At 45.5% G+C, this 26,595-nt stretch carries 24 protein-coding genes; 19 read left to right on the top strand and 5 right to left on the bottom strand.

The genetic code is table 11. The annotated features are described in order from the left end of the window. Positions 1–8 precede the first annotated feature (8 nt). Together AC3CH3_RS04100 and AC3CH3_RS04095 are read right to left on the bottom strand one after the other, a co-directional pair. Complete coding sequence (locus AC3CH3_RS04100; RefSeq protein ID WP_488537788.1) at positions 9–1,082, bottom strand: methyltransferase; 1,074 nt, start codon at positions 1,080–1,082, stop codon at positions 9–11. Positions 1,083–1,110: 28 nt separating this feature from the next. Continuing rightward, a complete protein-coding gene (locus tag AC3CH3_RS04095; protein WP_019824137.1) occupies positions 1,111–1,500 on the bottom strand; it encodes a hypothetical protein in 390 nt (129 codons plus the stop codon). Between the two features lie 72 nt (positions 1,501–1,572). Between AC3CH3_RS04095 and AC3CH3_RS04090 the strand changes: the two genes are divergently transcribed. The 17 genes from AC3CH3_RS04090 (at position 1,573) to AC3CH3_RS04010 (ending at position 17,356) form a co-directional block, all read left to right on the top strand. Continuing rightward, entirely contained in the window at positions 1,573–2,322 is a 750-nt protein-coding gene (locus AC3CH3_RS04090; RefSeq protein ID WP_488537787.1) for a beta-ketoacyl synthase chain length factor, read from the top strand. Continuing rightward, entirely contained in the window at positions 2,319–3,089 is a 771-nt protein-coding gene (locus AC3CH3_RS04085) for a lysophospholipid acyltransferase family protein (RefSeq protein ID WP_019824139.1), read from the top strand. The genes AC3CH3_RS04090 and AC3CH3_RS04085 overlap by 4 nt, the downstream gene beginning before the upstream one ends. Before the next feature lie 105 nt (positions 3,090–3,194). Beyond that, a complete protein-coding gene (locus AC3CH3_RS04080; protein ID WP_004736154.1) occupies positions 3,195–3,455 on the top strand; it encodes a phosphopantetheine-binding protein in 261 nt (86 codons plus the stop codon). Positions 3,456–3,465: 10 nt separating this feature from the next. Beyond that, on the top strand, positions 3,466–3,723 hold the full coding sequence (locus AC3CH3_RS04075) for an acyl carrier protein (protein WP_004739745.1): 258 nt from the start codon (positions 3,466–3,468) through the stop codon (positions 3,721–3,723). Then, a complete protein-coding gene (locus AC3CH3_RS04070) occupies positions 3,723–4,280 on the top strand; it encodes a COG4648 family protein (protein WP_019824141.1) in 558 nt (185 codons plus the stop codon). The genes AC3CH3_RS04075 and AC3CH3_RS04070 overlap by 1 nt, the downstream gene beginning before the upstream one ends. A 6-nt stretch (positions 4,281–4,286) precedes the next feature. Further along, positions 4,287–5,675 (top strand): AMP-binding protein, encoded by a 1,389-nt coding sequence (locus tag AC3CH3_RS04065; protein WP_488537786.1) that lies wholly within the window; start codon positions 4,287–4,289, stop codon positions 5,673–5,675. An 89-nt stretch (positions 5,676–5,764) separates the two neighbouring features. Continuing rightward, on the top strand, positions 5,765–6,127 hold the full coding sequence (locus AC3CH3_RS04060; protein ID WP_171311913.1) for an ApeI family dehydratase: 363 nt from the start codon (positions 5,765–5,767) through the stop codon (positions 6,125–6,127). After that, entirely contained in the window at positions 6,120–8,003 is a 1,884-nt protein-coding gene (locus tag AC3CH3_RS04055) for a glycosyltransferase family 2 protein (RefSeq protein WP_488537785.1), read from the top strand. Before AC3CH3_RS04060 ends, AC3CH3_RS04055 begins: the two co-directional genes overlap by 8 nt. After that, positions 7,981–9,528, top strand: a complete 1,548-nt coding sequence (locus AC3CH3_RS04050) for an HAL/PAL/TAL family ammonia-lyase (RefSeq protein WP_488537784.1) — start codon at positions 7,981–7,983, stop codon at positions 9,526–9,528. Before AC3CH3_RS04055 ends, AC3CH3_RS04050 begins: the two co-directional genes overlap by 23 nt. 56 nt (positions 9,529–9,584) lie before the next feature. Further along, the gene (locus AC3CH3_RS04045; RefSeq protein ID WP_488537783.1) at positions 9,585–10,115 is read left to right on the top strand and encodes an acyl-CoA thioesterase; all 531 of its coding nucleotides are present in this window, start codon (positions 9,585–9,587) and stop codon (positions 10,113–10,115) included. Continuing rightward, on the top strand, positions 10,102–10,788 hold the full coding sequence (locus tag AC3CH3_RS04040; RefSeq protein WP_488537782.1) for a LolA family protein: 687 nt from the start codon (positions 10,102–10,104) through the stop codon (positions 10,786–10,788). The genes AC3CH3_RS04045 and AC3CH3_RS04040 overlap by 14 nt, the downstream gene beginning before the upstream one ends. Next, complete coding sequence (locus AC3CH3_RS04035; protein WP_488537781.1) at positions 10,760–13,132, top strand: MMPL family transporter; 2,373 nt, start codon at positions 10,760–10,762, stop codon at positions 13,130–13,132. The genes AC3CH3_RS04040 and AC3CH3_RS04035 overlap by 29 nt, the downstream gene beginning before the upstream one ends. Next, positions 13,129–13,752, top strand: coding sequence for a DUF3261 domain-containing protein (locus AC3CH3_RS04030; protein WP_019824150.1), 624 nt, complete (start codon positions 13,129–13,131; stop codon positions 13,750–13,752). Before AC3CH3_RS04035 ends, AC3CH3_RS04030 begins: the two co-directional genes overlap by 4 nt. A gap of 5 nt (positions 13,753–13,757) precedes the next feature. Continuing rightward, positions 13,758–14,957, top strand: a complete 1,200-nt coding sequence (locus AC3CH3_RS04025) for a beta-ketoacyl-[acyl-carrier-protein] synthase family protein (protein WP_019824151.1) — start codon at positions 13,758–13,760, stop codon at positions 14,955–14,957. After that, positions 14,950–15,414 (top strand): hotdog family protein, encoded by a 465-nt coding sequence (locus AC3CH3_RS04020; protein WP_019824152.1) that lies wholly within the window; start codon positions 14,950–14,952, stop codon positions 15,412–15,414. Before AC3CH3_RS04025 ends, AC3CH3_RS04020 begins: the two co-directional genes overlap by 8 nt. Continuing rightward, on the top strand, positions 15,411–16,136 hold the full coding sequence (locus AC3CH3_RS04015) for a 3-ketoacyl-ACP reductase FabG2 (RefSeq protein WP_019824153.1): 726 nt from the start codon (positions 15,411–15,413) through the stop codon (positions 16,134–16,136). The genes AC3CH3_RS04020 and AC3CH3_RS04015 overlap by 4 nt, the downstream gene beginning before the upstream one ends. Continuing rightward, the gene (locus tag AC3CH3_RS04010) at positions 16,133–17,356 is read left to right on the top strand and encodes a beta-ketoacyl-ACP synthase (protein WP_019824155.1); all 1,224 of its coding nucleotides are present in this window, start codon (positions 16,133–16,135) and stop codon (positions 17,354–17,356) included. Before AC3CH3_RS04015 ends, AC3CH3_RS04010 begins: the two co-directional genes overlap by 4 nt. Positions 17,357–17,442: 86 nt before the next feature. Here the strand turns inward: AC3CH3_RS04010 and gltX are convergent, their stop codons facing one another. Beyond that, entirely contained in the window at positions 17,443–18,870 is a 1,428-nt protein-coding gene (gltX, locus tag AC3CH3_RS04005) for a glutamate--tRNA ligase (protein ID WP_488537780.1), read from the bottom strand. A gap of 301 nt (positions 18,871–19,171) precedes the next feature. Between gltX and AC3CH3_RS04000 the strand changes: the two genes are divergently transcribed. Next, the gene (locus tag AC3CH3_RS04000) at positions 19,172–21,985 is read left to right on the top strand and encodes a heavy metal translocating P-type ATPase (RefSeq protein ID WP_488537779.1); all 2,814 of its coding nucleotides are present in this window, start codon (positions 19,172–19,174) and stop codon (positions 21,983–21,985) included. Then, positions 21,975–22,415 carry a DUF411 domain-containing protein gene (locus tag AC3CH3_RS03995; RefSeq protein ID WP_017060536.1) on the top strand — a complete coding sequence of 147 codons (441 nt, stop codon included), beginning with the start codon at positions 21,975–21,977 and terminating at the stop codon, positions 22,413–22,415. The genes AC3CH3_RS04000 and AC3CH3_RS03995 overlap by 11 nt, the downstream gene beginning before the upstream one ends. 235 nt (positions 22,416–22,650) lie before the next feature. On the opposite strand, the gene AC3CH3_RS03990 is transcribed toward AC3CH3_RS03995, so the two are convergent. After that, positions 22,651–23,307: an oligogalacturonate-specific porin KdgM family protein gene (locus tag AC3CH3_RS03990; protein WP_488537778.1), complete on the bottom strand. Its 657-nt coding sequence runs from the start codon at positions 23,305–23,307 to the stop codon at positions 22,651–22,653. Between the two features lie 535 nt (positions 23,308–23,842). Next, positions 23,843–26,494 carry a beta-N-acetylhexosaminidase gene (locus AC3CH3_RS03985; RefSeq protein ID WP_488537777.1) on the bottom strand — a complete coding sequence of 884 codons (2,652 nt, stop codon included), beginning with the start codon at positions 26,492–26,494 and terminating at the stop codon, positions 23,843–23,845. Positions 26,495–26,595 lie beyond the last annotated feature (101 nt).

Below are 26,595 nucleotides of genomic sequence, written 5' to 3'. Positions count from 1 at the left end.
TGTTATTTTTATTGCGCGCCAGCTTTCAATTCTAGAAGCGTGTGACCAAGACCGATATCGTCGGTACGAGTTACCACTTCAAAGCCCGCTTCTTCAACAATCTCTAAGAAATCTTCACTGCGGTAAAAACGGCTGTTGCCATTTGCCAAGCAGGTAAAGTAGAGAGACGTCGCGTTTAAGCTATAAGAAGCCGCATCGTATTTCTGTGCATCCCAGAACAGTTCAAGGATATAGACCGTCGCTTCTTCTGACATATGAGAGCGAACACGCTTTAATATACTCAGAATCTCCATTGGCGAGAAGCAATCAAGGAACTGGCTCATCCACCACACATCGGCGCCCGTTGGCAGAGCTTGCTGTTTATCCAACATATTCGCTGGGAATGGCGTTACTCGGTCTTGATGACCATGCTGTGTTGCGTTTGCCATTGCCATCTCTAACTGCTGTGGCAAATCAACAATCGTAACTTCAACGTCCGAGTCGTGATTGCAACACTGCATCGCCCACTTACCGGTGTTACCACCAATATCCACCAGCGACTTAGGTTTCTTGCTGAAGACTTTCTCAAGTAACGCAGGGAACGAACGATCTGAATAGAAGTGATCAAACTTGAACCAGCTCTCTTTTGCTTTCTCTGGCAGTTGAGACAAGCCTTGGTAAATGGTTTCCCAATCTCCAAGCTCTTTCAAGCCAGCAGGTGTGCCCTCTTCAATCGCTTCGGTTAGATGCATCATCGCGGCGTAACAAACATCGGCCGTAAAATCCATGTTTGCGTTGGTCATGCCATCGTGCAGAAGGTAGAAGCCAAGATTGGCCATTTTATAGTGAGGTTTGTCCCAAGTAACAATATGCGCACTTAACGCCATATCGAGCAGGACTTTCACGCCGTACTCAGAGACACCAGTTGATTCATAGATCGACTCTGCTGCCAAACCCTCATTACCCGCGTCATCTAACGCTTTCAAGATACCTAAATCACGAAGTGTACGAGCAGTATGAAAAACAATAGGAGCGAACGACAATTTCTGCGCTTCTGTTTTTGCTTCTAATGCGTTGAATGGATCTAATTTATATTCCGACACGAAAAACCTAACTTTAAATAATAGAGAGTTACTCAGCTGCCATTTGTGCAAGCTTACGTTTAATATCAACGTTTAAGTTATTAACCCAACGGTTGTAATTACGGTGTATTTCACCATCGTCGTACTTCAAATTCTCTGACTCAACGTAAAGAATAGAGTAAAACTTATCACTATAAGGAATTTCAACCACAGCGTGGTGCGAACGAACATACAACTCAGCACGTATCAAGCCAGGCTTTATTTCTGAAACCAACCAGCCTCGATTTTCAGCCGATTCATAAATAGCTGATTTAACCTGTTTACTTTGAAGATTCAGTGCAACTGGAGTATCCTCAACATTCATTACAGGTTGGACGCGTCCACATCCTGCAAGAACGAATATGAATAACATTGAAACCGCTATTTTTAGTAATTTCATTTAAATTCCTTATCTGTGTTTATTTATAAGCGCGCTTAGTATTTAGTTAGACCCAAAGCAAATCAATACTCTATGTCAAATCAATCCCAATTAATGTCGTTTAATATTGAGAAATGGTCTGCAAATTCGGCTGGTCTCAATTCTGTTACCCAATGGCAAGCGTGGAGCACTAATTTAGATTGGCCACAAGATGGCTCAACTGAATTTAAAGCTATCCCTCCAATGATGCGCCGTCGAATGAGTGTGCAAAGCAAACTTGCCGTCCAAACCGCGTTAACCTTATTAAAAGACACCTCGATTGATTATCTTGTCTTTGCTAGCCGACATGGTGAGCTGCACCGAACTGCCACTTTGATTCAGTCGATATTAGAAGGTGACGATGCCTCGCCGATGGCGTTCTCACAATCGGTACATAATACCGCTGCCGGTCTAACCACTATTGCCGCCAAAGCGCCGATTCCACTGACTTCAATCGCCGCAGGGCAAGATACCTTCCATAACGCTCTGATTGAAGCTTATCTTTACCTTCATCAGTATCCGTCACATCGTGTACTCGTCATTGACTTCGACCAGCCTTTGCCTGAGCTTTACCAAGAATACGAAACACAACACTATGCGGATTACGCTCTGGGCTTCGTGCTCACCGCTGGCAGTGAGTACTCTATTGCTAGAGCAGTAGAAGCCAACCAAGCACCTTCCCAGTTACCACAAGGGCTACAAACGCTCCAACATATCTTATTGGGTACAAATAAGTGGGCTATTGCTGGCAAGCACCAAACTTGGTCTTGGGTAAATAACACCGAGCCAGGCCCACAGTCATGAGCAAAGTCGACCAATATTGGCGAGTATTCGCGACAGGGCTGTGCTTTACCATCTTTGGTCTAGGCGGCTTAGTATTAAGCTTCTTAATCTTACCCACTATCGCGCTAACGACTCCCAATACCATTAAAAGAGAGCTTAAAGCGCAGCGATTGATTCGTTTCTCATTCAACGCCTTTTGCCAAATCATGAAGTTAACCGGCGCGATTGATTACCGAATTGATGGCGCGGATCTATTACGTGAAGATCGTAACTGCATCATCGTCGCCAATCACCCTAGCTTAATCGACTATGTGCTGATCGCTTCTCAACTTCCTCAATGTGATTGCCTCGTTAAGGCCGCTATTTGGGAAAACCCTTTTATGAAAAGGATTGTCAAAGCCGCAGGTTATATCCCAAACCAAGCTCCTGACGATCTTTTAGAGCGCTGTGAAGAACGTTTCTCACGTGGCAATGTGCTGCTGGTTTTTCCCGAAGGCACTCGCACAACGCCCGGAATTGAACCATCATTACAACGTGGGGCGGCACAAATCGCGACTCGAACACAAACCGATTTACGCGTGATTCATATTACGGTTTCTCCGACATTCTTAACGAAAGAGAAAAAATGGTATCAAGTTCCTGCGACGAAACCCTTTTTTCATATCGCGGTGAAAGGTAAAATAGAAGTCGCACCATTTATTGAGAATTCAAATAACTTAACTTCGGCAGCAAGGCGCCTTAATCATCACCTTGCACACTCGATTTTCCCTTCCGAAGAAAGCATTTAGCTCATCAATAAAGCAACTGGCGATATCAGCATTTCGAAAATACATCGCATAATGTAGAATCGCCCCCTTAAAGCAGCATTCAGATAAAGCATTAAGTAGGCCAAAGTGGAAACATTACACAACGAACTGAAACAACTGATCATCGACGCATTGAACCTTGAAGACATGAGTATTGATGAGATTGAAACGGAAGCTCCACTATTTGGTGATGGACTTGGATTAGACTCTATTGATGCGCTAGAGCTTGGTCTTGCTATCAAGAAGAAGTACAACATCGTTATCGATGCCGACGATTCAAACACTCGCCAGCACTTTGCATCCGTTGAAAACCTAGCAAATTACATCTCATCTCAAACGAACAACTAGACAGATCTTTATGACACAAGCTAACCAACAAGAAGTATACAACCAGGTTAAAGATGCGCTGATTGAGCTGTTCGAGCTTGATGCTGAAGATATCACGCCTGAAGCACACCTTTATCTTGATCTAGACCTAGACAGCATTGATGCGGTTGATTTGGTCGTTCACCTACAGAACGTAACAGGTAAGAAGATCAAACCTGAAGAGTTCAAAGCAGTACGCACCGTTAATGACGTTGTAGAGTCTGTGGTTGAACTATTGAAGGACGCATAATGCGTCCTCTGCTGACTTTACTGTCGGCAATCATACTTTTCACTTATCCAATAGCGGTTTACTTTGGACTCAACAAGTTTGGCCTACAAACCGTTGGTATCGTCTTGGCCGTTATCTTTGCTGTCCGTATTTTCACTGGCGGTCAGGCTAAAATCAAAGAGCTAAAACACCTAGCTTGGATCAGTGGTAGTGCTGGGATTTTTCTGCTGGCATTAGGATTAACCTTCAAGCAGCATGGCTGGTTAACCTATTACCCGGTCATCGTTAACGTTTGTATGTTGGTTGTGTTCGCTTCAAGCCTTTGGCAACCGCAAACGATTATCGAGCGTCTTGCTCGACTCCAAGAGCCTAAACTTCCGCAAAGTGGCATTGATTACACACGAAAAGTCACCAAAGTTTGGTGTTTGTTCTTTGTTATCAATGGCTCTCTTGCTCTTTACACCTGCTTCCAACCTCTTGAAATATGGACCCTATACAATGGCTTACTCAGCTATTTGTTCGCAGGGTTACTCTTTGCAGGAGAGTGGGTAGTAAGACAGCGCATTCGTCAGAGTTAAATTGTTATGACCCAAACCGTATCTTACATCTCATTGTCTGAACTCCTCAGTCAAAACCGAGCCCCTGAATCTATTGTCTGCTTTGACGACAATAGTGAGATTACTTGGCAAACATTTAACGACGACTTATCTCAACTCGTACACCTTTTATCTTCATCCCCTTTTCAACGAGTTGCGATTTGTACCCAAGACAGCTACCTATTTTCGGTGGCCTTTTTGGCATGTGCTGTCAGCAAAAAACACATCATCTTACCGGGTAACTATCAACCTTGTGCGCTTGCCGAGCTGAGTGAGCATTTTGATTGCCTGTTAGTTGATGACTCGATTGGTGAAGTTGAGGTTAGTGAAGTTAGCAATATCCAAAACTTATTGGACTCAAACCCTAAAGCACAACAACCTCTAATCGATAATCTTTCGCCCATTGATTTGGCAGCTATCCACTTGACCCTGTTTACTTCAGGTTCAAGTGGTACGCCCAAAGCTATAGACAAAACCTTAGAGCACCTAGATATTGAAATCGCTCAGCTAGATAAAAACTGGAGCGATTTACTTAAGGGCAACCGAGTCCACAGCACGGTCTCACACCAACATATCTATGGTCTGTTGTTCCGAATTTTATGGCCACTTTGTTCTGGTGTTCCATTTGCTCGACACAATCTTGAGTACCCTGAACAAATCCTATCTCACGCTAACAAACAGAGCGTGCTGATCAGTAGTCCTGCGCTACTCAAACGATTAAAACACGAGACAGAGTTTGCACAGCTAGCTGGTGTGTTTTCTTCTGGTGGCCCTTTACCAACCGAATCGGCTCACCAAGCACTTAATTTGTTAGGACATTTTCCCATCGAGGTATTTGGCAGCACAGAAACCGGTGGCATCGCATTTCGTCAGCAAGAGAGCGCTCAAACGCCTTGGCAGCTTTTTGACTGTATTGAGGCTAGTCTCAACAGTGAGAATTGCATTAAGTTATTGTCGCCGTACATCGACAAAAACAACTGGTATCAAACCGCCGATGAGTGCGAAATGGTTTCGGATAATCAATTTATATTGAAAGGCCGAACCGACCGAGTGATCAAGATAGAAGAGAAACGAGTATCACTGGTAGAAGTGGAAAAACGATTAGAACAACTACCCTGGATAACCGAATGCGTGGTAATTCCGTTTGAAGAACCTGAGCGCTTAATCTTAGCTTCAGTTTTAGTATTATCAGAGGAAGGCCAAGCAACTCTCGCCACCATGAGTAAAGGTAAATTCTGGTTGATGCTGCGTTCAGAACTTAGAAAGTGGTTAGAACCGATCGCTATCCCAAGAAAGTATCGTATTGTTGATGAGATTCCACTCAACAGCCAAGGTAAGCGATTAACGTCTCACATCGAACAGCTAATAAAATCATAGAAACCGCTGATCGTATTTTACACTGAGACTGTCTTTTTATATTTTTGTCAGAACACCCATTTTCAGCCCAAGGATTCTAAGCACGCGCTATGGATAAGAGAAAACCAAACGTAATTGCTGTTGACACTGCAGAGAAAGAATCGACCCTGACACTCCAAATTACTGGAGACATCACCGATTTTAAGGGGCACTTCAAGAGCTTTCCTATTCTTCCTGGCGTTACACAGATTGATTGGGCACTTCACTATGCAGTCCAAGAGCTGAGTGTCCCTGGTTACTTTAAAGGCATGGAGGTCATCAAATTCCAAGAGCCTATCTTGCCTGACTCAACTATCCAGCTTTCACTGAAATGGGAAGCCGATAAAGATAAATTAATCTTCAGTTACACATCGAATAACGGCGAACAAACCCACTCTTCAGGAAAAATGAAGCTGGGAGAGAAAAGTGAATAGCGCTCCTGCCGAGGCGGCTTTTCAACAAACGCTAAAAGAAAGTAGCTACAACGCTTGCTTCCTAATCCCGTGCTTTAACCACGGTGCCACCATGCCAACTGTGGTCTCATCACTTCTTAAGTTCGAACTGCCGATTATTATTGTTGATGATGGAAGTGAACTCGCAACGAAACAGTTTTTGACTCCCCTTGCTGATAATCCAAACGTAACTCTGGTGACACTTGAGCAGAACCAAGGTAAAGGTGGTGCAGTAAAGGCTGGCATCAAGCGAGCGCAAGAGATCGGCTTTAGCCACACCATCCAAATTGATGCAGACGGCCAACACGACTTAGATGCCCTGCCCGCATTAATCCAAGCTTCACAAACTAAGCCCCAGCGCCTTATCTCTGGTCAACCGGTCTATGACGATAGCGTGCCTAAAGCCAGGCTGTACGGACGCTACGCGACACACATCTGGGTATGGATAGAGACCCTGTCTCTATCGATTAAAGACAGCATGTGCGGCTTTAGAGCGTATCCAATAAACCAAACTCAAGCAGTGCTCAACAAGTATGATGTCGGCTCAAGAATGGACTTCGATATCGAGATACTGGTTCGCCTGTATTGGGAAGGCTGCGACATCGACTTTATTGAGACGCGAGTTATTTATCCTGAAAATGGTGTTTCTCATTTCGACGCGCTGTGGGATAACGTAAAAATCAGTTGGATGCACACAAGACTGTTCTTCGGCATGCTGCCGAGAGCACCAAAATTGATTGCTCGTCATTTCAAATCAGATTCCGCCGAGAGTTTATCTGCTGCCGAGAATTTATCTGCAGCTAAGAGTTTGCCAGCTGAAAATAGCCAAGGTTCCTCGGCAGATTCAAAACAGGTACATTCAAAACAAGTACATTCAGAACAGATAGTTTCAGAGCAACCACACTGGTCACGCACTCAAGAACGCGGAACAGTACTTGGCATCAAACTGTTATTGGCCGTTTATACCTTGTTAGGCCGAGGCGTATTTAATCTGATTTTGCGCGGTGTGATGCGTTACTACCATCTAACGGGCAAACGTGCACGAAACGCCTCAGAACAGTACCTATTTCAGCTTAAGGCATACGCTGAGCAACAAAACATTGAGTTACCCACTGAATTAACCAGCTATAACCACCTGCTCTCATTTGGCCATACAATGCTAGACAAGTTAGCCGCGTGGAAAGGCGATTTCTCAGCCGATAACCTCACCATACATGGTCAAGAGCAATTCGAGAGCATGGTCGCCAACCAACAAGGTGTGCTAATTCTGGGATCTCACCTTGGCAATATCGAACTGTGCCGAGCTTTGGGTCGCAGACACTCGAACATCAAAATCAATGCGCTAGTTTTCACCGAACACGCTGAGCGTTTTAATTCGGTAATGAAAGCGGTCAACCCGCAGTCTGATTTAAACCTAATCCAAGTAACCTCAATGGGGCCTGATACTGCTATCTTGTTGCAACAGAAACTGGAACAAGGCGAGTGGATTGTGATTGTTGGTGATAGAACCTCCACCAGCAAAGAAAGTCGCTCGGTGTGGGCTGAGTTCTTAGGTAAAGAAGCCCCCTTTCCTCAAGGGCCATTTATGTTAGCCTCTATACTTAAAGCGCCCGTGTTTCTATTGTTTGGTCTACGTGATGACACTCAATCAAAACCGCACTTTAATGTTTATTTCGAGCATTTTAGCGACAAGATCGAGCTACCAAGAAAGACTCGCGAACAATCTTTACAGCAATTCGTGCAAAAATACGCAAACCGACTTGAGCACTACACACTGAAAGCACCGCTTCAGTGGTACAACTTTTTTAACTTTTGGACATTGAGCAACCAGCACCATGACGAAAAAGAATCCAAATAGCATCACTTTTGGTGCCGAACGCCTCACTATCGAGGACGTTGTCGCTATCTCACAAGGCGCAAAAGCCTCGATGAACTCAAGTGACGAGTTCACATCAAAAATCGACCGCGGTGTTGCTTTCTTAGAACGCCTTCTAAAAGAAGAAGGCGTAATCTATGGCGTGACAACGGGCTACGGTGACTCATGTACCGTTGCGATCCCGCCGAACCTTGTCGATGAATTACCACTGCATTTAACGCGTTTTCACGGCTGTGGTTTAGGCGAAATTTTGTCTCACGAGCAAGCGCGCGCAGTGTTAGCAACGCGTCTTTGTTCGTTGTCACAAGGTGTGTCTGGTGTGACTCACGATTTGCTCAACCAGATCGTTACTCTGATCAACCAAGATATCTCACCGCGTATTCCTCAAGAAGGATCGGTTGGTGCTAGTGGCGATTTAACGCCGCTGTCTTACTTAGCGGCAGCACTGATTGGTGAGCGCGATGTTATCTACAAAGGCGAAGTTCGCCCTACGAGTGACGTCTACAAAGAGCTAGGGCTTAACCCTATTAAGCTTAAGCCAAAAGAAGGCTTAGCATTGATGAATGGCACGTCAGTAATGACGGCTCTGGCTTGTATCGCCTACAAGCGCGCAGAATACCTAGCTCAACTATCGACTAAGATCACGGCAATGGTGTCTGTGGGCATGCAAGGCAACGATTTCCACTTCGATGAAGCCTTGTTCGCAGTGAAACCTCACCCTGGTCAACAACAAGTTGCAGCATGGCTGCGCGATGACCTGCAAGCAGATCGCCCGCCACGCAACAGTGATCGCCTACAAGATCGTTATTCACTACGTTGTGCTCCACATGTTATTGGTGTGGTTCAAGACTCTCTACCTTGGCTACGCCAAATGATTGAGAACGAACTAAACAGCGCTAACGATAACCCAATTATCGATGGCGACAATGAACGCGTTTTGCACGGTGGACACTTCTACGGTGGTCATATCGCAATGGCAATGGATACCCTAAAAACAGCGGTAGCCAATCTTGCAGACCTACTTGACCGTCAAATGGCGCAGTTGATGGACTACAAGTTCAATAACGGTCTGCCATTTAACCTAACAGGCGCAGAAGGCGAACGTAAGCCAATCAACCACGGCTTCAAGGCGGTGCAGATTGGCGTTTCAGCTTGGACAGCAGAGGCATTGAAACACACCATGCCAGCAAGCGTGTTCTCTCGTTCAACCGAGTGTCACAACCAAGACAAAGTCAGCATGGGCACCATTGCGGCTCGTGATTGTCTACGTGTTCTTGAACTGACTGAACAAGTTGCGGCAGCATCTCTTCTGGCGGGTACACAAGCGCTTGAGCTTCGTAAGCGACACAATGAGCTTGATGAGCACCACATGAGTGAAAACCTAAAGTACATTCGCGACGAAGTGCTTAAAGAGTTTGAATTTATCGTAGAAGATCGACCACTTGAAGGAGATCTACGCCATTTCATTGCTCGTATTCAAAGTCAGCACTGGTCACTTTACTCATAGAGTAGCTAACCTCATAAAGTAGCCAACCCTTTACGCAATATTGTTGAGAGCGATTTATGTCTGAAATCCTTCATCCATTACAATCTGAGGTGACTCTGATTACCTCATTCCAAGATGCCGACCCAATGGGCGTGATCTATCACGGCAACTACTTCCGGTTTTTTGAAGAAGTTAGGCGCATCATGATGGATAAGATTGAGTACAACTACCATGAGATGAAGGACTCAGGCTACATGTGGCCGATCATCGACACGCGTGTAAAGTACATTAAGGCGATACCGTTCAATCATCAGATCAAGGTCACGGCTAAGTTGACTGAGTGGGAAAACCGCCTGCGCGTCGATTATGAAATTCATGATGCCCTAACCGGTGCTCGCATGACTCGAGCACACACAATGCAGGTCGCGGTGACTATTGAAGAGCAAGAGATGTGCTTCGCTTCGCCGAACGTGTTTACCGACAAGGTAGAACACTGGCATCAATTTGGCTGCTTATCCCAATCAACTGAGCAGCAGCCAAGCGACCAACAATCAGACCCATCTCAAGTATCTAATACACAGCAGCAGGTGAAACATGAGTCTGTTTAAGCGTGGCCGTAAGCAAATCAGCATCGCACTGCTAGGGCTTGCCTCAATGATGGCTAGTCACTTTGCTGGCGCTAGCGAGAACACGATTGCTGTCGGTTCTATTTCAGAGCTACAAACCGTGTTAAGCGAAAATAGTATCGTTCGTGGTGAGTTCACTCAAACACGTAACATGGAAATGTTCGCTCAGCCTCTAATATCACAAGGTACTTTCCTGTTAGACAAGTCGAGTGGTTTGCTTTGGACACAAGCTACCCCCTTTCCTGTGAGCTTGGTGCTCACGGATAACAAACTGAGCCAAAGGTTTGCCGATCAACCCGCTAAAATCATCACCGATAAAGAAAACCCAATGGCGTTTTATTTCAGCCATATATTCTTGTCAGTGTTTAATGGGGATACGCAAAAACTTCAGGAACAGTTCGCACTCGATTTTGAGCCTGAAACTGCCACAAGCTCTGATGAAAATACAGAGAATAAGTCATGGACGCTCACTCTCAAGCCTAAAAGTCCGCCGATGAACGCGGTATTTGAAGCCATTACTCTGCAAGGTCAAAATGATATTGAACGCATTGAGCTGAAAGAGATTCGTGGAGACAGCACAGTGATCGAATTTAGCCAGCTAAGCCATCAACCGGAAGTATTGTCAGATGCCGAAGCGCAACAATTTCAACTCTAAGCTCGCCCTTGTCTGGCTAGTGATTGTGGCACTTTTCAGCGGACTGTTGATTAAACAGTTCGCTTTTTCTTCTTCAGTGCCTATCGAAAGCAACATCATGAAATTGCTGCCTGAAAATCAGCAAGATCCTATGGTTGAACAAGCTTTCCAGCAGATTTCCAACTCGATGAGTGAACAAGTGGTGTTTATCATCAGCGCCCCCGACGTCGACCAAGCCATGATTGCGACCGACGCTTTTGAAAAAGCTCTCAACCAAAGAGCCTTTTCAAATCAGCCAACTCTGTTTCAGCAAGTTCAAGGCAAGATCAACGCCAGCACCCAAAGCCAGTGGAGTGATTTCTACTTTCGTCACCGTGCTCAACTACTGACTCAACAACAAAAAGAGACGCTGACCCACTCGCCTGATTCACGAGCTCAATACGTCATTCAGTCTCTGTACAATCCGTTCTCAGGCGTCACTGCAGCCGAACTATCGATGGATCCATTTCTACTATTTCGCGACTACATCAGTGCTATTGGCGTTCAATCAAGTAATTTTGTTTTGAAAGAGGGCTACCTAACCGCTCAATCTAATGACCAAACTCATATTTTGGTGACGGCGACTCTGGCGGGTTCACCTTATAGCTTGGCGATTCAAGAACAACTTCCTGATCTTGATTCAATTGAGCGCGAAGTCGAAAAACAGTTTGGCGTCAAAGTGCAGCATACTGGTGTGGTGTTCTACGCCAATTACGGTACCGAAAGTGCGAAATCAGAAATCAGTACCATTGGCTTGGGCTCATTGGCCGGTGTTATTTTATTGGTGTGGCTGACGTTTCGTAGTGCCCTACCTCTTGCCTTGTCTTTGCTTTCAATCAGTACCGGATTATTGGTTGCGCTGGCAAGCACCGTCGCTATCTTCGGCAAGGTTCACCTGTTTAGTTTGGTGTTCGGTGCCAGCTTGATTGGCGTGTCCATCGATTACTCCTTTCACTACCTGACTGACCGCTTGGCAGCTGGAAGTAAATGGCAAAGTGACAAAGGCTTGAAGCACATTCTCATTGCGATCACCTTGGGTCTGATTACTAGCTTGATTGGCTACTTAGGTTTGTTGGTCGCGCCTTTCCCGGGATTGCAGCAACTTGCTCTTTTTTCGTCGATTGGGCTGATCGCAGCTTACGCCTGTGTGGTGTGTTGGTATCCGGTTTTAGCGGCAAAACCTAGTCAAGAACGCCCTCTCCCCCTGTCGAAACTTTGGCATACTTGGTTAAGCCTCTGGAGCAACCAAAAATTTAAAATTGGCTTACCGTTAACTGTGACAGTCTTGAGCCTGATGTCACTCAGTCAAATTCGTTACGACGACGATATTCGCCAACTTCAGGCAATGCCAGAGCAACTCAAACAGCAAGAGCAAGCCATTACTGAAATCTCAGGATTAGGCAGTGGCCAAAATATGCTTTTGGTGACTGCCGACAGCGATCAAAAGCTACTCAAAAAACTGGCAGAAATCACCACAAGCTTAGATTCTCTAGTCGATAGCCAAGGTATCTCAGGGTATCGCAGCATCAATCAACAGTTGCTAAGCGAACAAGAGCAACATGATAACTATCAGTTAGTTGAACAACTCTATAGCCAACAAAGCCATATATTACAAAGCACGCTAGGTTGGTCTAGTTTTCCACAACTACCAAAATTCGAACCCATCACGGTATCTGGATTTTTAGATTCACCGGTGTCAGAACCCGTTCGACCACTTTGGTTAAAACCGATCGACGGACAAGCGGCGTCAGTCATTTTGATCAAAGACGTCACAAATTCAGAACTGTTCTCTCAATGGCTCGATTCAAGCTTTGCTCAGCAACAAGGTGTTAAATACCTCAATAAAGCCGATGAAATCTCTGCTCTCTTTGCGGAATACAGAGTCAAAATTACCGAGCTATTATTGATAGCGTTAGCCGCTATTGGAATGGTGTTAGGCTGGCGTTACGGTGTGAAGCAAAGCCTGTTAATGCTGTTGCCGTCATTGATTGCAGGCGTGGCAGGCTTAGCGGTTACGGGTATTTTAGGTTCCACGTTGAACCTGTTTAATCTGTTGGGCTTGATTCTGATTTTAGGGATTGGCATCGACTACACCCTGTTCTTTGCTGAGCAGAAGAAGTCGCTGAGCACCTTATTAGCGATCACCTTGTCTGGTCTCACGACATTGCTGTCATTCGGCTTATTATCGTTGAGTCAGACTCATGCCATTCATAGCTTTGGGATAACGGTTCTGACAGGGATCTTTGTCGCGTGGTTACTTTCTCCGCTCGCGATCAACAGTAGTAAAAACGTAGAACGACCAACCTCTCGAGAGGCTTTTAGATGAATAAGACGTTAAAGGTAACCTTCGCCACACTAGTGGGTATTTTACTCACTGCCTGCTCGATGGTTTCTCAGCAACCGAGTGGTGCCAGTGTGTCTATCAACAATGACACCGAGCTAGCACTGCCATTGCCAGCCGAACTGGGGTACTCCCTCACGGCTAGTCAGCTGATTAGCGCTACGTGGGAAACCGACACACAGCAGCTTCCTGTTCAAGTCGAAGTCACACCAGATAAAGTCGTGCTAGCGGGTTTTTCCTCTTGGGGAACGCGCATCTTATCGCTGCAATACCAGGATCAAGAGATCGATACACAAGTTCTATCTGGCCTTGGCGCGACTTTACCGCAACCCGAACAGGTGCTTTTTAATTTAATGCTGACCTTATGGCCGGCAGACGCATGGGCGCAGCCTTTACAGAGCATAGGTTGGCATCTGGTCGATACCGACAAAACAAGAACCGTTTTTGACGACAACCAACAAGCCATCATTCGTATTGAATACCAAGCAAACGTCGGCGAACCAAATACATCTGGAGAGATTGTTTTCAAGCATCTAATCCAAGGCTACACCATCACCATACAAACGTTGAACTCAACGATTGTCGATAACCCAAGTAAGAGCTGAATACTATGCCTATTTATATCCAAGACTGTGGTTTCCACTCAGCGTTAGGCTCAAGTCTTTCAGACATTCATGGTTGTCTGAAAGACGAGCGTGAACCAAACATGGTTGAAGTGAGCGATATGCTGAACGACGGCAAACACACTGTCGTTGGAAAAATCGCAGGTGAGCTACCAGAGGTTCCATCCACCCTCGTGAAGTATGCCACTCGCAACAATCAGCTGGCGTTATCAGCTCTCAACCAAATCAAAGATTCTATTGAACTTGCCAAGGCACAGTTTGGCGCAGACCGTATTGCTGTTGTTATAGGCACCAGCACCTCTGGTATCTCCGATGGTGAAGCGGCTTTCAAACATCAATTGGCACACGGTGAATTTCCTGAGCATTACCACTACTCGAAACAAGAGTTAGGCAATACCTCTGAATTCGTTAGCCAGTATTTATCATTAACCGGACCAAGCTACGCGATCTCAACCGCCTGCTCATCGAGTGGTCGTGTGTTTCTCACTGCGCAACGTTTGCTAGATTCAGGCATGGCTGATGCTGTGTTAGTCGGTGGTGTAGACACCTTATGTAAACTGACACTCAACGGTTTTCATGGCCTAGAAGCACTATCAACGACACATTGTAAGCCGTTTAGCGCCTCTCGTGATGGTATCAATATCGGCGAAGCGGCGGCATTTATGTTGCTCAGCAGAACAAAACTAGTCGGTGTTAATGCAGCACAAGACACGTCAAACATTGCCTTATTAGGCTGTGGTGATAGCTCTGATGCACACCATATTTCAGCGCCCCACCCTGAAGGAAATGGCGCCGAGCAAGCGATGAGAAAAGCTTTATATTCTGCACAGTTACAAGCAGAAGACATCGGATACATCAATGCCCATGGCACCGCAACGCCCCTCAACGATTCAATGGAAAGCAAAGCCATCCATCGTATTTTTGCAAACAAGGTTCCCGTTAGCTCAACCAAGCCGCTTACCGGGCATACTCTAGGAGCTGCAAGTGCGATTGAGGCGGCAATTGCATGGCATATTTTAAAATATGACTTACCGCTTCCCTTACAAAAATGTCAGGATAAAGCTGAAGATATTGAGATTGATTTGGTAAACTGTACCCAGAAACTTAAAGTAAAGAACATCTTAAGCAACTCGTTTGCTTTTGGTGGTAACAACATTAGCCTGATTTTTGGTGTAGTAAATGACTGATATCCCTTCTGTAGACCAACTCCTCCCTCACGATGATCCGATGATATTAATCGATCGTGCTATCAACGTAGAGGCGTTGTCGATCCACTGCCAGGTCGATATTGGTGACCATAATCTGTTCCTTGACGCCGAATCTCAAACGGTACCCGCTTATGTAGGTATCGAGTTTATGGCGCAGTCTGTTGCTGCTTGGTCTGGATACCACGCACTGAAAAACGGCACCACTCCCCCGATCGGTTTCTTACTCGGTTCTCGCCGTTACAAGTCACTGTGTGATGAATTTACTCAAGGTCAGACCCTTGATATCTACGCCGAACAGCTTATGGAAGACAGCGGTATGGCCGTGTTTAGCGCAAGAGTCGAAGACCAAGGCGAGTTGGTGGCTCAATGCCAACTCAACGTTTACGTGCCGACCGAACAAAAATTACAAGAAATGAAAACTAGGAGCCCATCATGACCCGTCAGGTTTTAGTCACTGGTGCCAGCAAAGGCATTGGTAAAGCGATCGCTATTCAACTCGCGAAAGACGGATTTGAAATCGCCGTTCATTACATGGGTGACAAACAGGGTGCTGAAGAGACTCTACAATCGATCACCGAGCAAGGTGGCGCTGGACGTCTTATCCAATTTGATATCAGCAACCGCAGCGAATGTCGTGAAAAGCTAGAGTCAGATATTGCTGAACATGGCGCTTACTACGGTGTGGTAAACAACGCAGGCATTACTCGCGACACTGCATTCCCTGCCATGACGGAAGAAGAGTGGGATGGCGTGATCCACACCAACCTAGACAGCTTCTACAACGTACTTCACCCTTGTGTTATGCCTATGGTTCAAAAGCGTAAAGGTGGCCGTATCGTCACTCTAGCGTCTGTATCAGGCATTATGGGTAACCGTGGGCAAACTAACTATGCAGCGGCAAAAGCGGGGGTGATTGGCGCAACTAAGTCTCTTGCTCTAGAGCTCGCAAAACGCAAGATCACGGTAAACTGTGTCGCTCCGGGCTTAATTGACACAGGTATGGTTGACGAGCACGTGAAAGATCATGCACTTCCTCAAGTACCACTGCGCCGTATGGGTGAGCCGGAAGAAGTGGCTGGTCTAGTCAGCTACCTAATGTCTGATATTGCAGGCTACGTAACTCGCCAAGTGATTTCAGTAAATGGAGGTTTAGTATGACCCGCCGCGTTGTTGTAACTGGCATGTCTGGTGTTACTGCTTTTGGTAACGACTGGCAACAGATAGAGCCTAAGCTAAAGGCCTGTGAAAATGCGACTCAATATATGCCAAGCTTCGAGCAATATGACGGTCTCAACACTAAGCTTGCAGCGCCTATTGATGACTTCCAACTGCCTAAACACTACAAGCGTAAGCAAGTGCGTGGCATGGGCCGTGTATCACGCCTAGCAACGGTTGCTACTGAGAATGCATTGGAGCAAGCCGGCTTAATTGGTCACGATGTGTTGACCAATGGTGAAACGGGTATCGCTTACGGCTCTTCAACCGGCAGTACTGATGCGGTTGGTGCGTTTGGTGTGATGCTGAATGAGAAGTCGACACGAGCAATCACAGCAACCACTTACGTTCAAATGATGCCGCACACAGCAGCGGTAAACGTAGGTCTATTCTTTGGTCTACGTGGTCGCGTGATTCCCACCAGCAGCGCATGTACTTCAGGAAGCCAAGCCATTGGCTACGCCTATGAAGCAATTAAGCACGGCTACCAAACCGTGATGGTTGCCGGTGGTGGTGAAGAACTATGCCCAACTGAGTCTGCCGTTTTCGATACCCTTTTTGCTACCAGTTTAAAAAACGACACACCCAAGAAATCCCCTAGTCCTTACGACAACGAGCGTGATGGCTTAGTTATCGGTGAAGGCGCAGGTACACTTGTTCTTGAAGAGTATGAACATGCTGTTGCTCGTGGCGCAAAAATCTACGCTGAGATCATCGGTTTTGCCAGCAACTGCGATGCCGCTCATGTGACCCAACCTCAGATGGAAACCATGCAAATCTGTATGGAAAAAGCTCTGAAAGATGCGCAACTTCCGGCAGAAAAAATCGGCTATGTTTCTGCACACGGAACCGCGACGGAAAAAGGCGACATTGCAGAGAGTAACGCGACAGCGAATATCTTTGGTGAAGTGCCAATCAGCTCTCTTAAGAGTTACTTTGGGCATACGCTTGGCGCGTGTGGTGCAATTGAAGCGTGGCTCAGCCTTGAGATGATGCACAGCGGCTGGTTCAGCCCAACCCTAAACCTTGAGAATATCGACGAACAGTGCGGCAAGCTCGATTACATCACAGGTTCAGGTCGCGAATTGGATGTTGAATATCTGATGAGCAACAACTTTGCCTTTGGCGGTATTAACACTTCAATCATCTTCAAAAAGATTTAAGCTTATTCCCTAGACAAAGCTCAAAACAAATAAAAAGGGTCAGTAACCAAGTTACTGACCCTTTTTTGAATCTAACAACTGCTCAGTTAAGCGTTAGCTTCACGCTCTGCAATGAACTCAAGAGCCATCTTGATGCGAGCGATTACGCGCTCTTTACCAACAAGCTCCATCACTGCATCAACAGAAGGAGACTGACCGCCACCTGTTACTGCTACGCGAAGTGGCATACCGATTTTACCCATGCCGATCTCTAACTCTTCACATACTGCTGCAATCACACCATCTTTGATGTTTGCTGTCGTGAACTCTTCAAGAGCTTCAACCTTAGCAAGCGCAAGCTCTAGTGGACCTTTAGCTACACCACGTAGGTGCTTCTTCGCTGCGCCCGCTTCAAACTCAGAGAAATCTTCGTAGAAGTAACGAGACTGCTCAGCAAGTTCGATAAGCGTGTTACAACGCTCGCCAACTAGCTTGATCACTTCAGTGATTGCAGGGCCGTTTGTTGTATCGATCTTCTGTGCGTCTAGGTGCCATTGCAGGTATTTTGCCACGTACTCAGGCTCAGAAGTTTTGATGTAGTGGTTGTTCAACCAAAGTAGCTTGTCAGTGTTGAATGCAGAAGCAGACTTGCTGATTGCTTTAAGGCTAAAGAACTCAATCATCTCTTCTTGAGAGAAGATCTCTTGGTCACCGTGAGACCAACCTAAACGAACTAGGTAGTTGTTTAGTGCATTTGGTAGGTAACCTTCGTCGCGGTATTGCATTACAGATACAGCACCGTGACGCTTAGAAAGTTTCGCACCGTCATCACCTAGGATCATTGCACAGTGAGCGAACGTTGGAACTGGCGCGCCTAGTGCTTCATAGATGTTGATTTGACGAGGTGTGTTGTTGATGTGGTCTTCACCACGAACAACGTGTGTAATACCCATGTCCCAGTCATCTACTACTACTACGAAGTTGTAAGTAGGAGCGCCGTCTGTACGACGAATGATTAGGTCATCAAATTGGCTGTTAGCGATTTCGATGCGACCACGGATTTGGTCATCAAATACTACACTGCCTTCTTTAGGGTTACGGAAACGGATAACGCACGCATCGCCTTCTTTTGCTGCTTCGTTTGCTGCAACAATTTTAGGGTGGTTAGCATCGTAGCGAGCCATTTCTTTGTTTTCTTCTTGCTCTGCACGAATTTCATCAAGCAGTTCTTTAGACGCATAGCATTTGAATGCTTTGTCTTCAGCAAGTAGCTTATCAACCATTTCGTTGTAACGGTCAAAACGCTTAGATTGGTAATAAGGACCTTCATCCCATTCCATACCCATCCATTGCATGCCTTCTAGAATTGCATCAACCGCTTCTTGAGAGTTACGCTCAAGGTCCGTGTCTTCGATACGTAGAACGAATTCACCGCCTTGGTTTTTAGCGAATAGCCAAGAGTAAAGTGCAGTACGTGCACCACCAACGTGAAGATAGCCAGTTGGGCTAGGAGCAAAACGAGTTTTAACCGTCATTTAAATACCTTGATTATGTAGGTGATTCTTTTAGTGCTCGCCATTACAAAGCCTGTAACGGACAAATATCACTAAATTTTGGGCGCTATTTTATCACCACCGCTTAAATCTACAATCAGTAGTGAATGATTAATGTGCTGTTGTTGCGCGAAAGCGATTATAGAAAGCCGAATTCCGCCTTCGAAATAGCAAATCTATTGCCTTAGCCAGTAGATTATAGCTGCGGATCCTTTATTCCCTTCTCCCATTCCCAAATTGGATCCACCAGCTAACGCACCACTAAGATCAAATTCTTGAATTTATGTTTGACCTTACCCTTACGGGAAGGTTTATGTTAGGCGTAGATGAGAATTGGAGTATCGATATGAACCACTACACAACCGCACTCAACGGCCTAAATTGCATGGGTTGTGCGAAGAAAGTCCGCACACTGTTTTCTGATCTCGACAATACGACGATTAATGATATATCGCCGACCTATATCGATATTTCGACACCATCGAATTACGTTCAACTCAACGAACAGTTAGCGACACTTGGCTATAGCATGGGTAACAAGCTGCACCTTTCGCTATCCGGCCTCAACTGCGGCAAGTGTGTGAACAAACTGACTCAAGCGCTTGAACAAACCGAGCAAGTCTCAAATCTAAACGTCACCAAACATGAATTGTCGTTGGTTACTCTGCTTGCAGAATCCGAGGTTATTGAGCTAGTCGAGAGTGTGGGTTATCACGCAGCTCCCTACTCTGAAGCCAATAACCTTTTATCTAGTTCAGATTCAGAAAACGAACAAACAGATAAAAAGATTGAAGATACTGAAGATAAAACCACGGCTAGCCAATATACCTATCACCTTGTTCTTGAAGGTATGACGTGTGCGAGTTGTGTTTCTTCGGTAGAGAAAGCGCTGAAAAAGAATGAATTCGTCGACCAAGCGCAGATCAACCTAGCTGAACAGACAGCCTTGGTTTTCACCTCTCAAACAAGAGACATCATTGAAAACGCTCTAATAGAATCGGTGAAAGCCGCTGGTTATGGCGCCGAGTTTGTTGATGATGCGGCAACACAACAACAAAAGCAGCAAGAACACCAACTTCGCACTCAACAGGCCTTCCTGAAAAACTCAGTAAGTGCGCTGGTGATCGGTGCTCCGCTGATGGCATGGGGCGTGTTCGGTGGCAGCATGACCATTGCCACATTTAACGATCAACTGGCTTGGGGCTTGGTTGGTGTCGTTTGTTTGGTACTGCTAGCCACTTCAGGACGCAGCTTCTTCACTAATGCTTGGCAGTCGCTTATGCATAAGCGTGCGACCATGGATACCTTAGTCGCTCTAGGTACAGGTGCGGCATGGTTCTATTCTATGCTGGTTGTCTTGATTCCATCATGGTTCCCAGAACCATCGCGCCATGTCTACTTTGAAGCAAGCGCAATGATCGTTGGCTTAATTTCTTTGGGTCACTACATCGAAGCCAAAGCCAAAGCACGTACTACAAAATCGCTGCAAGCACTGATTAATTTACAGCCTCAAAAAGCGGTCGTTATCGTCGATGGCAAAGAACAAACCATCGCAGTAGAAGCCATTCAGGTAGGCATGCAAGTACGAGTAAAACCCGGAGAAAAAGTGCCGGTTGATGGTGTCGTAGTCTCAGGTGAATCTTATATCGATGAGTCGATGTTGACCGGTGAACCACTTCCCAACGTTAAATCAACTAATGATGGCGTTTCTGCGGGCACTATTAATGGTGATGGTAGTTTAATTATTGAAGCGACTGGGATTGGAGCAAGCACCATGCTGGCTAGAATCATTCAAATGGTTCGCCAAGCTCAAAGCAGTAAACCAGCAATCGCCAAGCTTGCCGACTCTATCTCAGCCGTTTTTGTTCCGGTTGTGGTCGCAATCGCAGCGGTTGCCGCCCTAATTTGGTTTTTTGTAGGTCCACAACCAAGCGCCAGTTACATGTTAGTGGTATCAACCACAGTGCTGATCATCGCTTGTCCATGTGCATTAGGCCTAGCAACACCGCTTTCGATTACTGTTGGCGTCGGTAAAGCGGCTGAGTTTGGCGTTCTTATTAAAGATGCGGATGTATTGCAGTCTGCCAGCAAGATCGATGCTGTTGTGTTTGACAAAACAGGGACATTGACCCAAGGCAAACCAACCGTTCAACAGGCCTTTTACGCTAATCTAACGGAGCAAGAGTTACTGGCTTATGCTTATTCAGTAGAAGTAGGATCTGAGCACCCACTTGCCAAAGCCGTTTGCCAATATGCAGAGAGCTTGGAAGTTTCAGTACTCCCACACAGCGAATTTGAAAACCAACGCGGGCTTGGGGTTCAAGCAACAATTAACGGCAAGAACGTGCAAGTTGGCTCGCTTAAGTACCTCACCCAATTAGGTATCAATACAGAGATTGGCGCGGATTTCATCGAGCTTTGCCGCTCGCAAGCGTGGACGCCTATTTTCATTGTGATTGACCAAAAACTGGAAGGCATATTGGGCATTTCAGACGCGTTAAAAATAGATAGCAAACAGGCGATAGCTCAACTAAAATCCGCCGGAATTCACACTGTGCTATTAACGGGCGACAACGACTCTGTGGCTCAAGCAATAGGTAAAAGCGTCGGTATCGACGAGGTTATCTCGGAAGTGCTTCCAGAGCAGAAAGCTCAACATATTGTTCAGCTTCAACAGCAATATAAGAGTGTTGCCATGGTCGGAGACGGTATTAACGACGCACCCGCTCTTGCTCAAGCGGATATAGGAATCGCAATGGGTAGTGGCAGTGATGTCGCGATTGAAAGTGCGCAAATGACGCTACTCAACTCATCGCCATTATCAGTAAGCAACGCGATCGAGCTATCTCAAGCGACCGTGAGAAATATGAAGCAAAACCTATTTGGTGCCTTCATCTACAACTCGCTTGGTATTCCTATCGCGGCCGGTGTGCTTTACCCATTTTTCGGATTTCTGCTTAGCCCTGTCGTTGCAGGGGCAGCGATGGCGATGTCGTCAATTACGGTAGTAAGCAATGCCAACAGGCTGAGATTGTTCAAACCAACTCATTCTAATATTAATAAAAACCATATTCATGAGGTTAACCATGATTCGTAAAATTATGACTCTTACTGCACTCGCTGCAATCTCAGGACAAGCTTTAGCTACTGATGTTCTAAACCACAAATCTCCATACTGCGGCTGCTGCACAGAATGGACTGAACATATGCGAGATGCTGGGTTCGATGTTACTGAGAAGCTCCACGATGATATGAACCCAATCAAGCAGAAACTAGGGGTAACACAAGAGCTAGCCTCTTGCCACACTGCAGAGATCGACGGTTACGTATTTGAAGGACACATTCCAGCAGATGACATTAAAGCCTTTCTAGAAAACCCACCACGTAATGCGATTGGTTTAGCGGTTCCGGGTATGCCAATGGGTTCGCCAGGCATGGAGTATGGCGATAAGAAAGACGAGTATTCTGTGTATGCGTTTAACGAGAAAGGTCAGGTGTTTGAATACCGTCATTACAACGGAAAATAGAGCGTAAATAGACCTGCGAACAGCAATAAAAATAGAGCCTAGCATTAAGTAAACCCAAGACTGTGGTTTACTTAATGCTAGGCTCTTTGCTTTTGGACAGTAAAGCAAATCTTGTCGCGACACTAACCGGGCTGTTAGTGCCGCTTAATCCCCTCGCTCATTAGCTAGCAAGCTATTGAACAAAGAAGTTCACTCAGCTAATAATCTAATCGACTAAGTAGCCAAGCAAATCAGTTTAGAAGCCGTAAGAAGCACCGAATACGAATGCGTTGTTAGCATTGTCAGCTTGGTTACGGTACTCAAAGTAAGGTTGAACACCTTGACGAGTCCATGTAGCACGAAGCTCGTGGTCCATTGTGTTATCAGCATCGCTGATTACGTATACGTTGTTGTAGCTAAGCGCTAGTTCAGCATTTACTGCGTAACCGATACGGTTGTCAAAACGAGTTTGGTCATCAGCTTTGCTGTCTTCCATTGCGTGGTAACGAGTACGGTTACTAATAGAGATACCGTTATCGAAGTTGTAGCCGATCTTAACCAATGGACGGTACTGAACCGTTTCACCGTTGTTTAGTAAGTGGTGGTAACCCGCAGCAACCCATAGGTTGTCATTGATGTTGTACATCTGCTCAACACCTAGAGTGATGTATGGAGAGTTACCTAGACCGCTGTCTTGGATTGCATCATTGTCGTACTTACCAATAGAGATACCATCGAACTCTGTTAGTAGCGTTGTACCAGAGTCAAACGTGTGGCCCGCTTCTAGAGTTGACGTCGCGTTTGGTTGGAAATCAGAGTGAAATTGAACGTTACCTGTAACGTAAGAAGAACCAGCAAAAGCACTAGAAGCGAAAGCAAGAGAAAGAGCACTTAGAGCGATAATTTTTTTCATAGTAAACTGCCTTAGTTTGATTTTTTCAGCGGCATATCTTCGGTATATCATTCACCTTCACCGCTTGAGTAATTGGTCGCCTCCCTGGCATGAAATCTATGTTGCTCGAATTAATTTGCGTTTCAAAATAAAAGGAACAACAGAGTGATCCCTCTCACTATCAAAAAAAGACAAGTTATTTAACACATTAAAATCAATAACTTAAAAACATAAAAATTGATAAAAAACTCAAGATGAAAAAACGTACAGATCCAGATCACATTATTTCACGCTACGAAATTAGAATGAGTTAGTTCAATCACACTTGATTTAGAGTTTTTTATGGAGGACTTATTTTTTGAAGAGAATAATGAGAAGCGCGTCACTTTGCGATGGAACTCACCTTATGTGCATTGTTGACGATATAAACAAAGACGGTTTCTATATGTTTCAGCTTAAGAGAAGTGTCTAACTTAGTTTGGACGAAAAAAAAGCTCCCACTTTTATCTGAATAAGACAATAGCTAGGGAGCTTTTCTATTAATGTTGCTTATCGATTATTTTACCGAAGTCACTCGACTTACTTTCTCGCCACTTTCAGAGATAGAGCGGATGTAAGTTTCACCAGAAACCGATGGACGTTGTTGCTCATCATACGTTAGCCAGTTTTCACCATCAGCTGAGTATTGAAGCTCTACGCCTGGGAATTGAACGTTCATTGCAAGCTTACCATCAACAACCTGAGCGCCCGGAACTGGCAGTCGGTAATCAATACCCGCTTTTTCAAGCTTAGCCAGCTCACGTTGGCCAACAATATTCGCGAAACGATTAAAGTCACTGTTTAGAGCCTGCTTATTCACTAGGTTAGTTTCTTGAGAATATTCAACGCCCACTTTGTAGTCGTTTTCCCAATCAGCTCTGTGCCATGCGCGCTCTGCTGCTGCCAATACGCGAGGGAACACCATGTATTCATATTGTTCGTCAGTACGTACTGTTTCAGACCAAAGCTGCGCAGATAAACCGTAGAAAGGTTTCGCTTCAATCTCACCTTTACCACTGAAACCATTGCCGTCACGGTCTAATGACGTTTCTGCGTTTTGTGGCATGTTCTCTGGAGCAAAGCCAAACATCTTACGAGTATCCGTTGCACGCGTTGCCCAGTAGTAACCACGTTCTGCTGCGTCTACTTCGTATGGCATATCCATGTATACGTAATCTGGGTTAGAAACAATTACGTCATAACCTTTCGCTGACCAGTCGTAAACTGATGAAGTACCGCCCCAGTAAAGAACATCCCAGAAGTTAACGCGCGTACTTTCTGTTGCAAATGCTTCTTCACCTTCGCTGTATTTCAGGCCATCTTGCCACGCTTGGAAGTGTGGAATGCCCTTCTCAGCAACAATCTTAGACACTTCTTCTGCAAAATGGCTTGGCAGGTGACCGAAATCGCTTACTGTACCGTCAGCAATTAATTTCTGACATTGTGGAGACTGTTGGAACGGCTTATCTTGCTTAGATAAATCAATGTTACCTTTCCATGTCACTTTGTCTTCTGCATTAATATCTTGTAAGCCAGCGCCTAACTTAATGTTTTTCGCTTCATCGCCACCAAAGTGCCAAGTCGTTAGCGGAACACCCGCTTCTTGGTGCATTGCTGCCACTTCAGAGATCACTTTATCAACAAAGTGAGTCGACGATTCCATACATGGGTTAATGAAACTTTGCTTATCGTAGAACTGAACAGTCGTCACGTTCGATGTATCTTGTGGATCCATCAAACGGTATTCGTTCGCTTCCGCTTCTTTACCTTCCGCCATTAGGCGAGTGTAACGTGCTTCCATTGATACCACAGCAGAACGAGCGTGTGCTGGCATATCAATCTCTGGGATAACTTCGATGCTGCGCGCTTTTGCGTAGCTTAAGATCTCGACGTAATCCGCTTTACTAAAGAAACCAGAGCCGAAGTTGTCTGTTGTTGGACCTGAACCTAACTGAGGCAGTAAACAGCTTTGCTCTTCCAAATCGAAGCAACGATTAGACCCTACATCCGTTAGCTCTGGTAAACCCGGGATTTCTAAACGCCAACCTTCATCATCTGTTAAGTGAAGGTGCAGTTTGTTCATCTTGTAGGCTGCCATTTGATCTAGCGTTGCTAGGATGGCATCTTTTGAGTGGAAGTTTCGAGCAACGTCCACCATCACACCACGATAATCAAAGCGCGGCGCATCTTTAATTGACAGTTGTGGTAATGATTCAGCGTTCTGACTATCTATTAGGCCAAAAATAGACTGAACTGCGTAGAAAGCACCCGTTTTATCAAACGCTTTAATCGCAATCCCCTCTTCCGAGATGCTTAGTTCATAAGCGCCAGATTTTGCTAAATCACCCGTAAACTGAGTAGGAACAACGGCAACACTTACAGGAAGGTCACCACTCACATCTACGTTTACCACATCTGCACGTTCTTCAATTGCAGCGAACTGATCAGCGTCGAATGCGTCTTTTGGTAAAGCAATACCACCAGTAATACTTACTGAACCTTCACCCGCTTCTACCGACATTGGCGTTGGTAGTAAAGTAGTTGATACGTCTTGCGTTGCTAGATCCGCATTCTTTTCGAAACGCGTAACAGCAGTCGCCATTACGTTGTTGTCATCAGGCGTACGCTTTAGGTTGTTTCCTTCTAAACCGGTTACGAACGACGCGACATCTTCCGTATTCAATGAAGCAATCATCTTAGGTTCTGCATTTGGTGCCGTTACAAATGCACCCGGCATAAAGTCGGTTTCAAACAGTTGCCAGTATTCACTGGTTAATGGAAGAATCACTTCTTCACCCGCTGCAAAACCATCAAATTTTTCTGTTGGTTCTAGCTTGTGTAAGTCGCCGGTTACGCGAGTGATTTTAAACTGCTCATTATCAACATCTAAGATAAGGCGAATACTGTGGAAGTAGATGGTCCAATCTTTTGAATCAATCGCTTCACCATCGTTAGTTAGCGTCATGTTTACTTTATTACATGATGCCCACTCTGCGCCTAAGTCCTGACAAGCCATGCCTTCGTTTGCACCGTGGTTCGTCAAGATTTCATATTGCACATCAAGGTTATCAGCCAGTGCATTAACCACCTTTTGTTCTGGTGCTTGTGTCACAGCACAACCCGCCAAACCAGCCAGTACCGCTACAGATAGTAAGTTTCTCTTCAACATCGTATTCACCCATTAATTTAAAAATTGAGTCAGAAGCAAAGTGGAGCGCTTCGAAAGTTAGATAAACTATATGGGCTTATTTTTTGCCGTGAATTAAATCA

It is taken from the genome of Vibrio sp. QJM3NY_35, from assembly GCF_057785915.1.
This window is presented reverse-complemented; position numbering and strand designations above follow the sequence as displayed.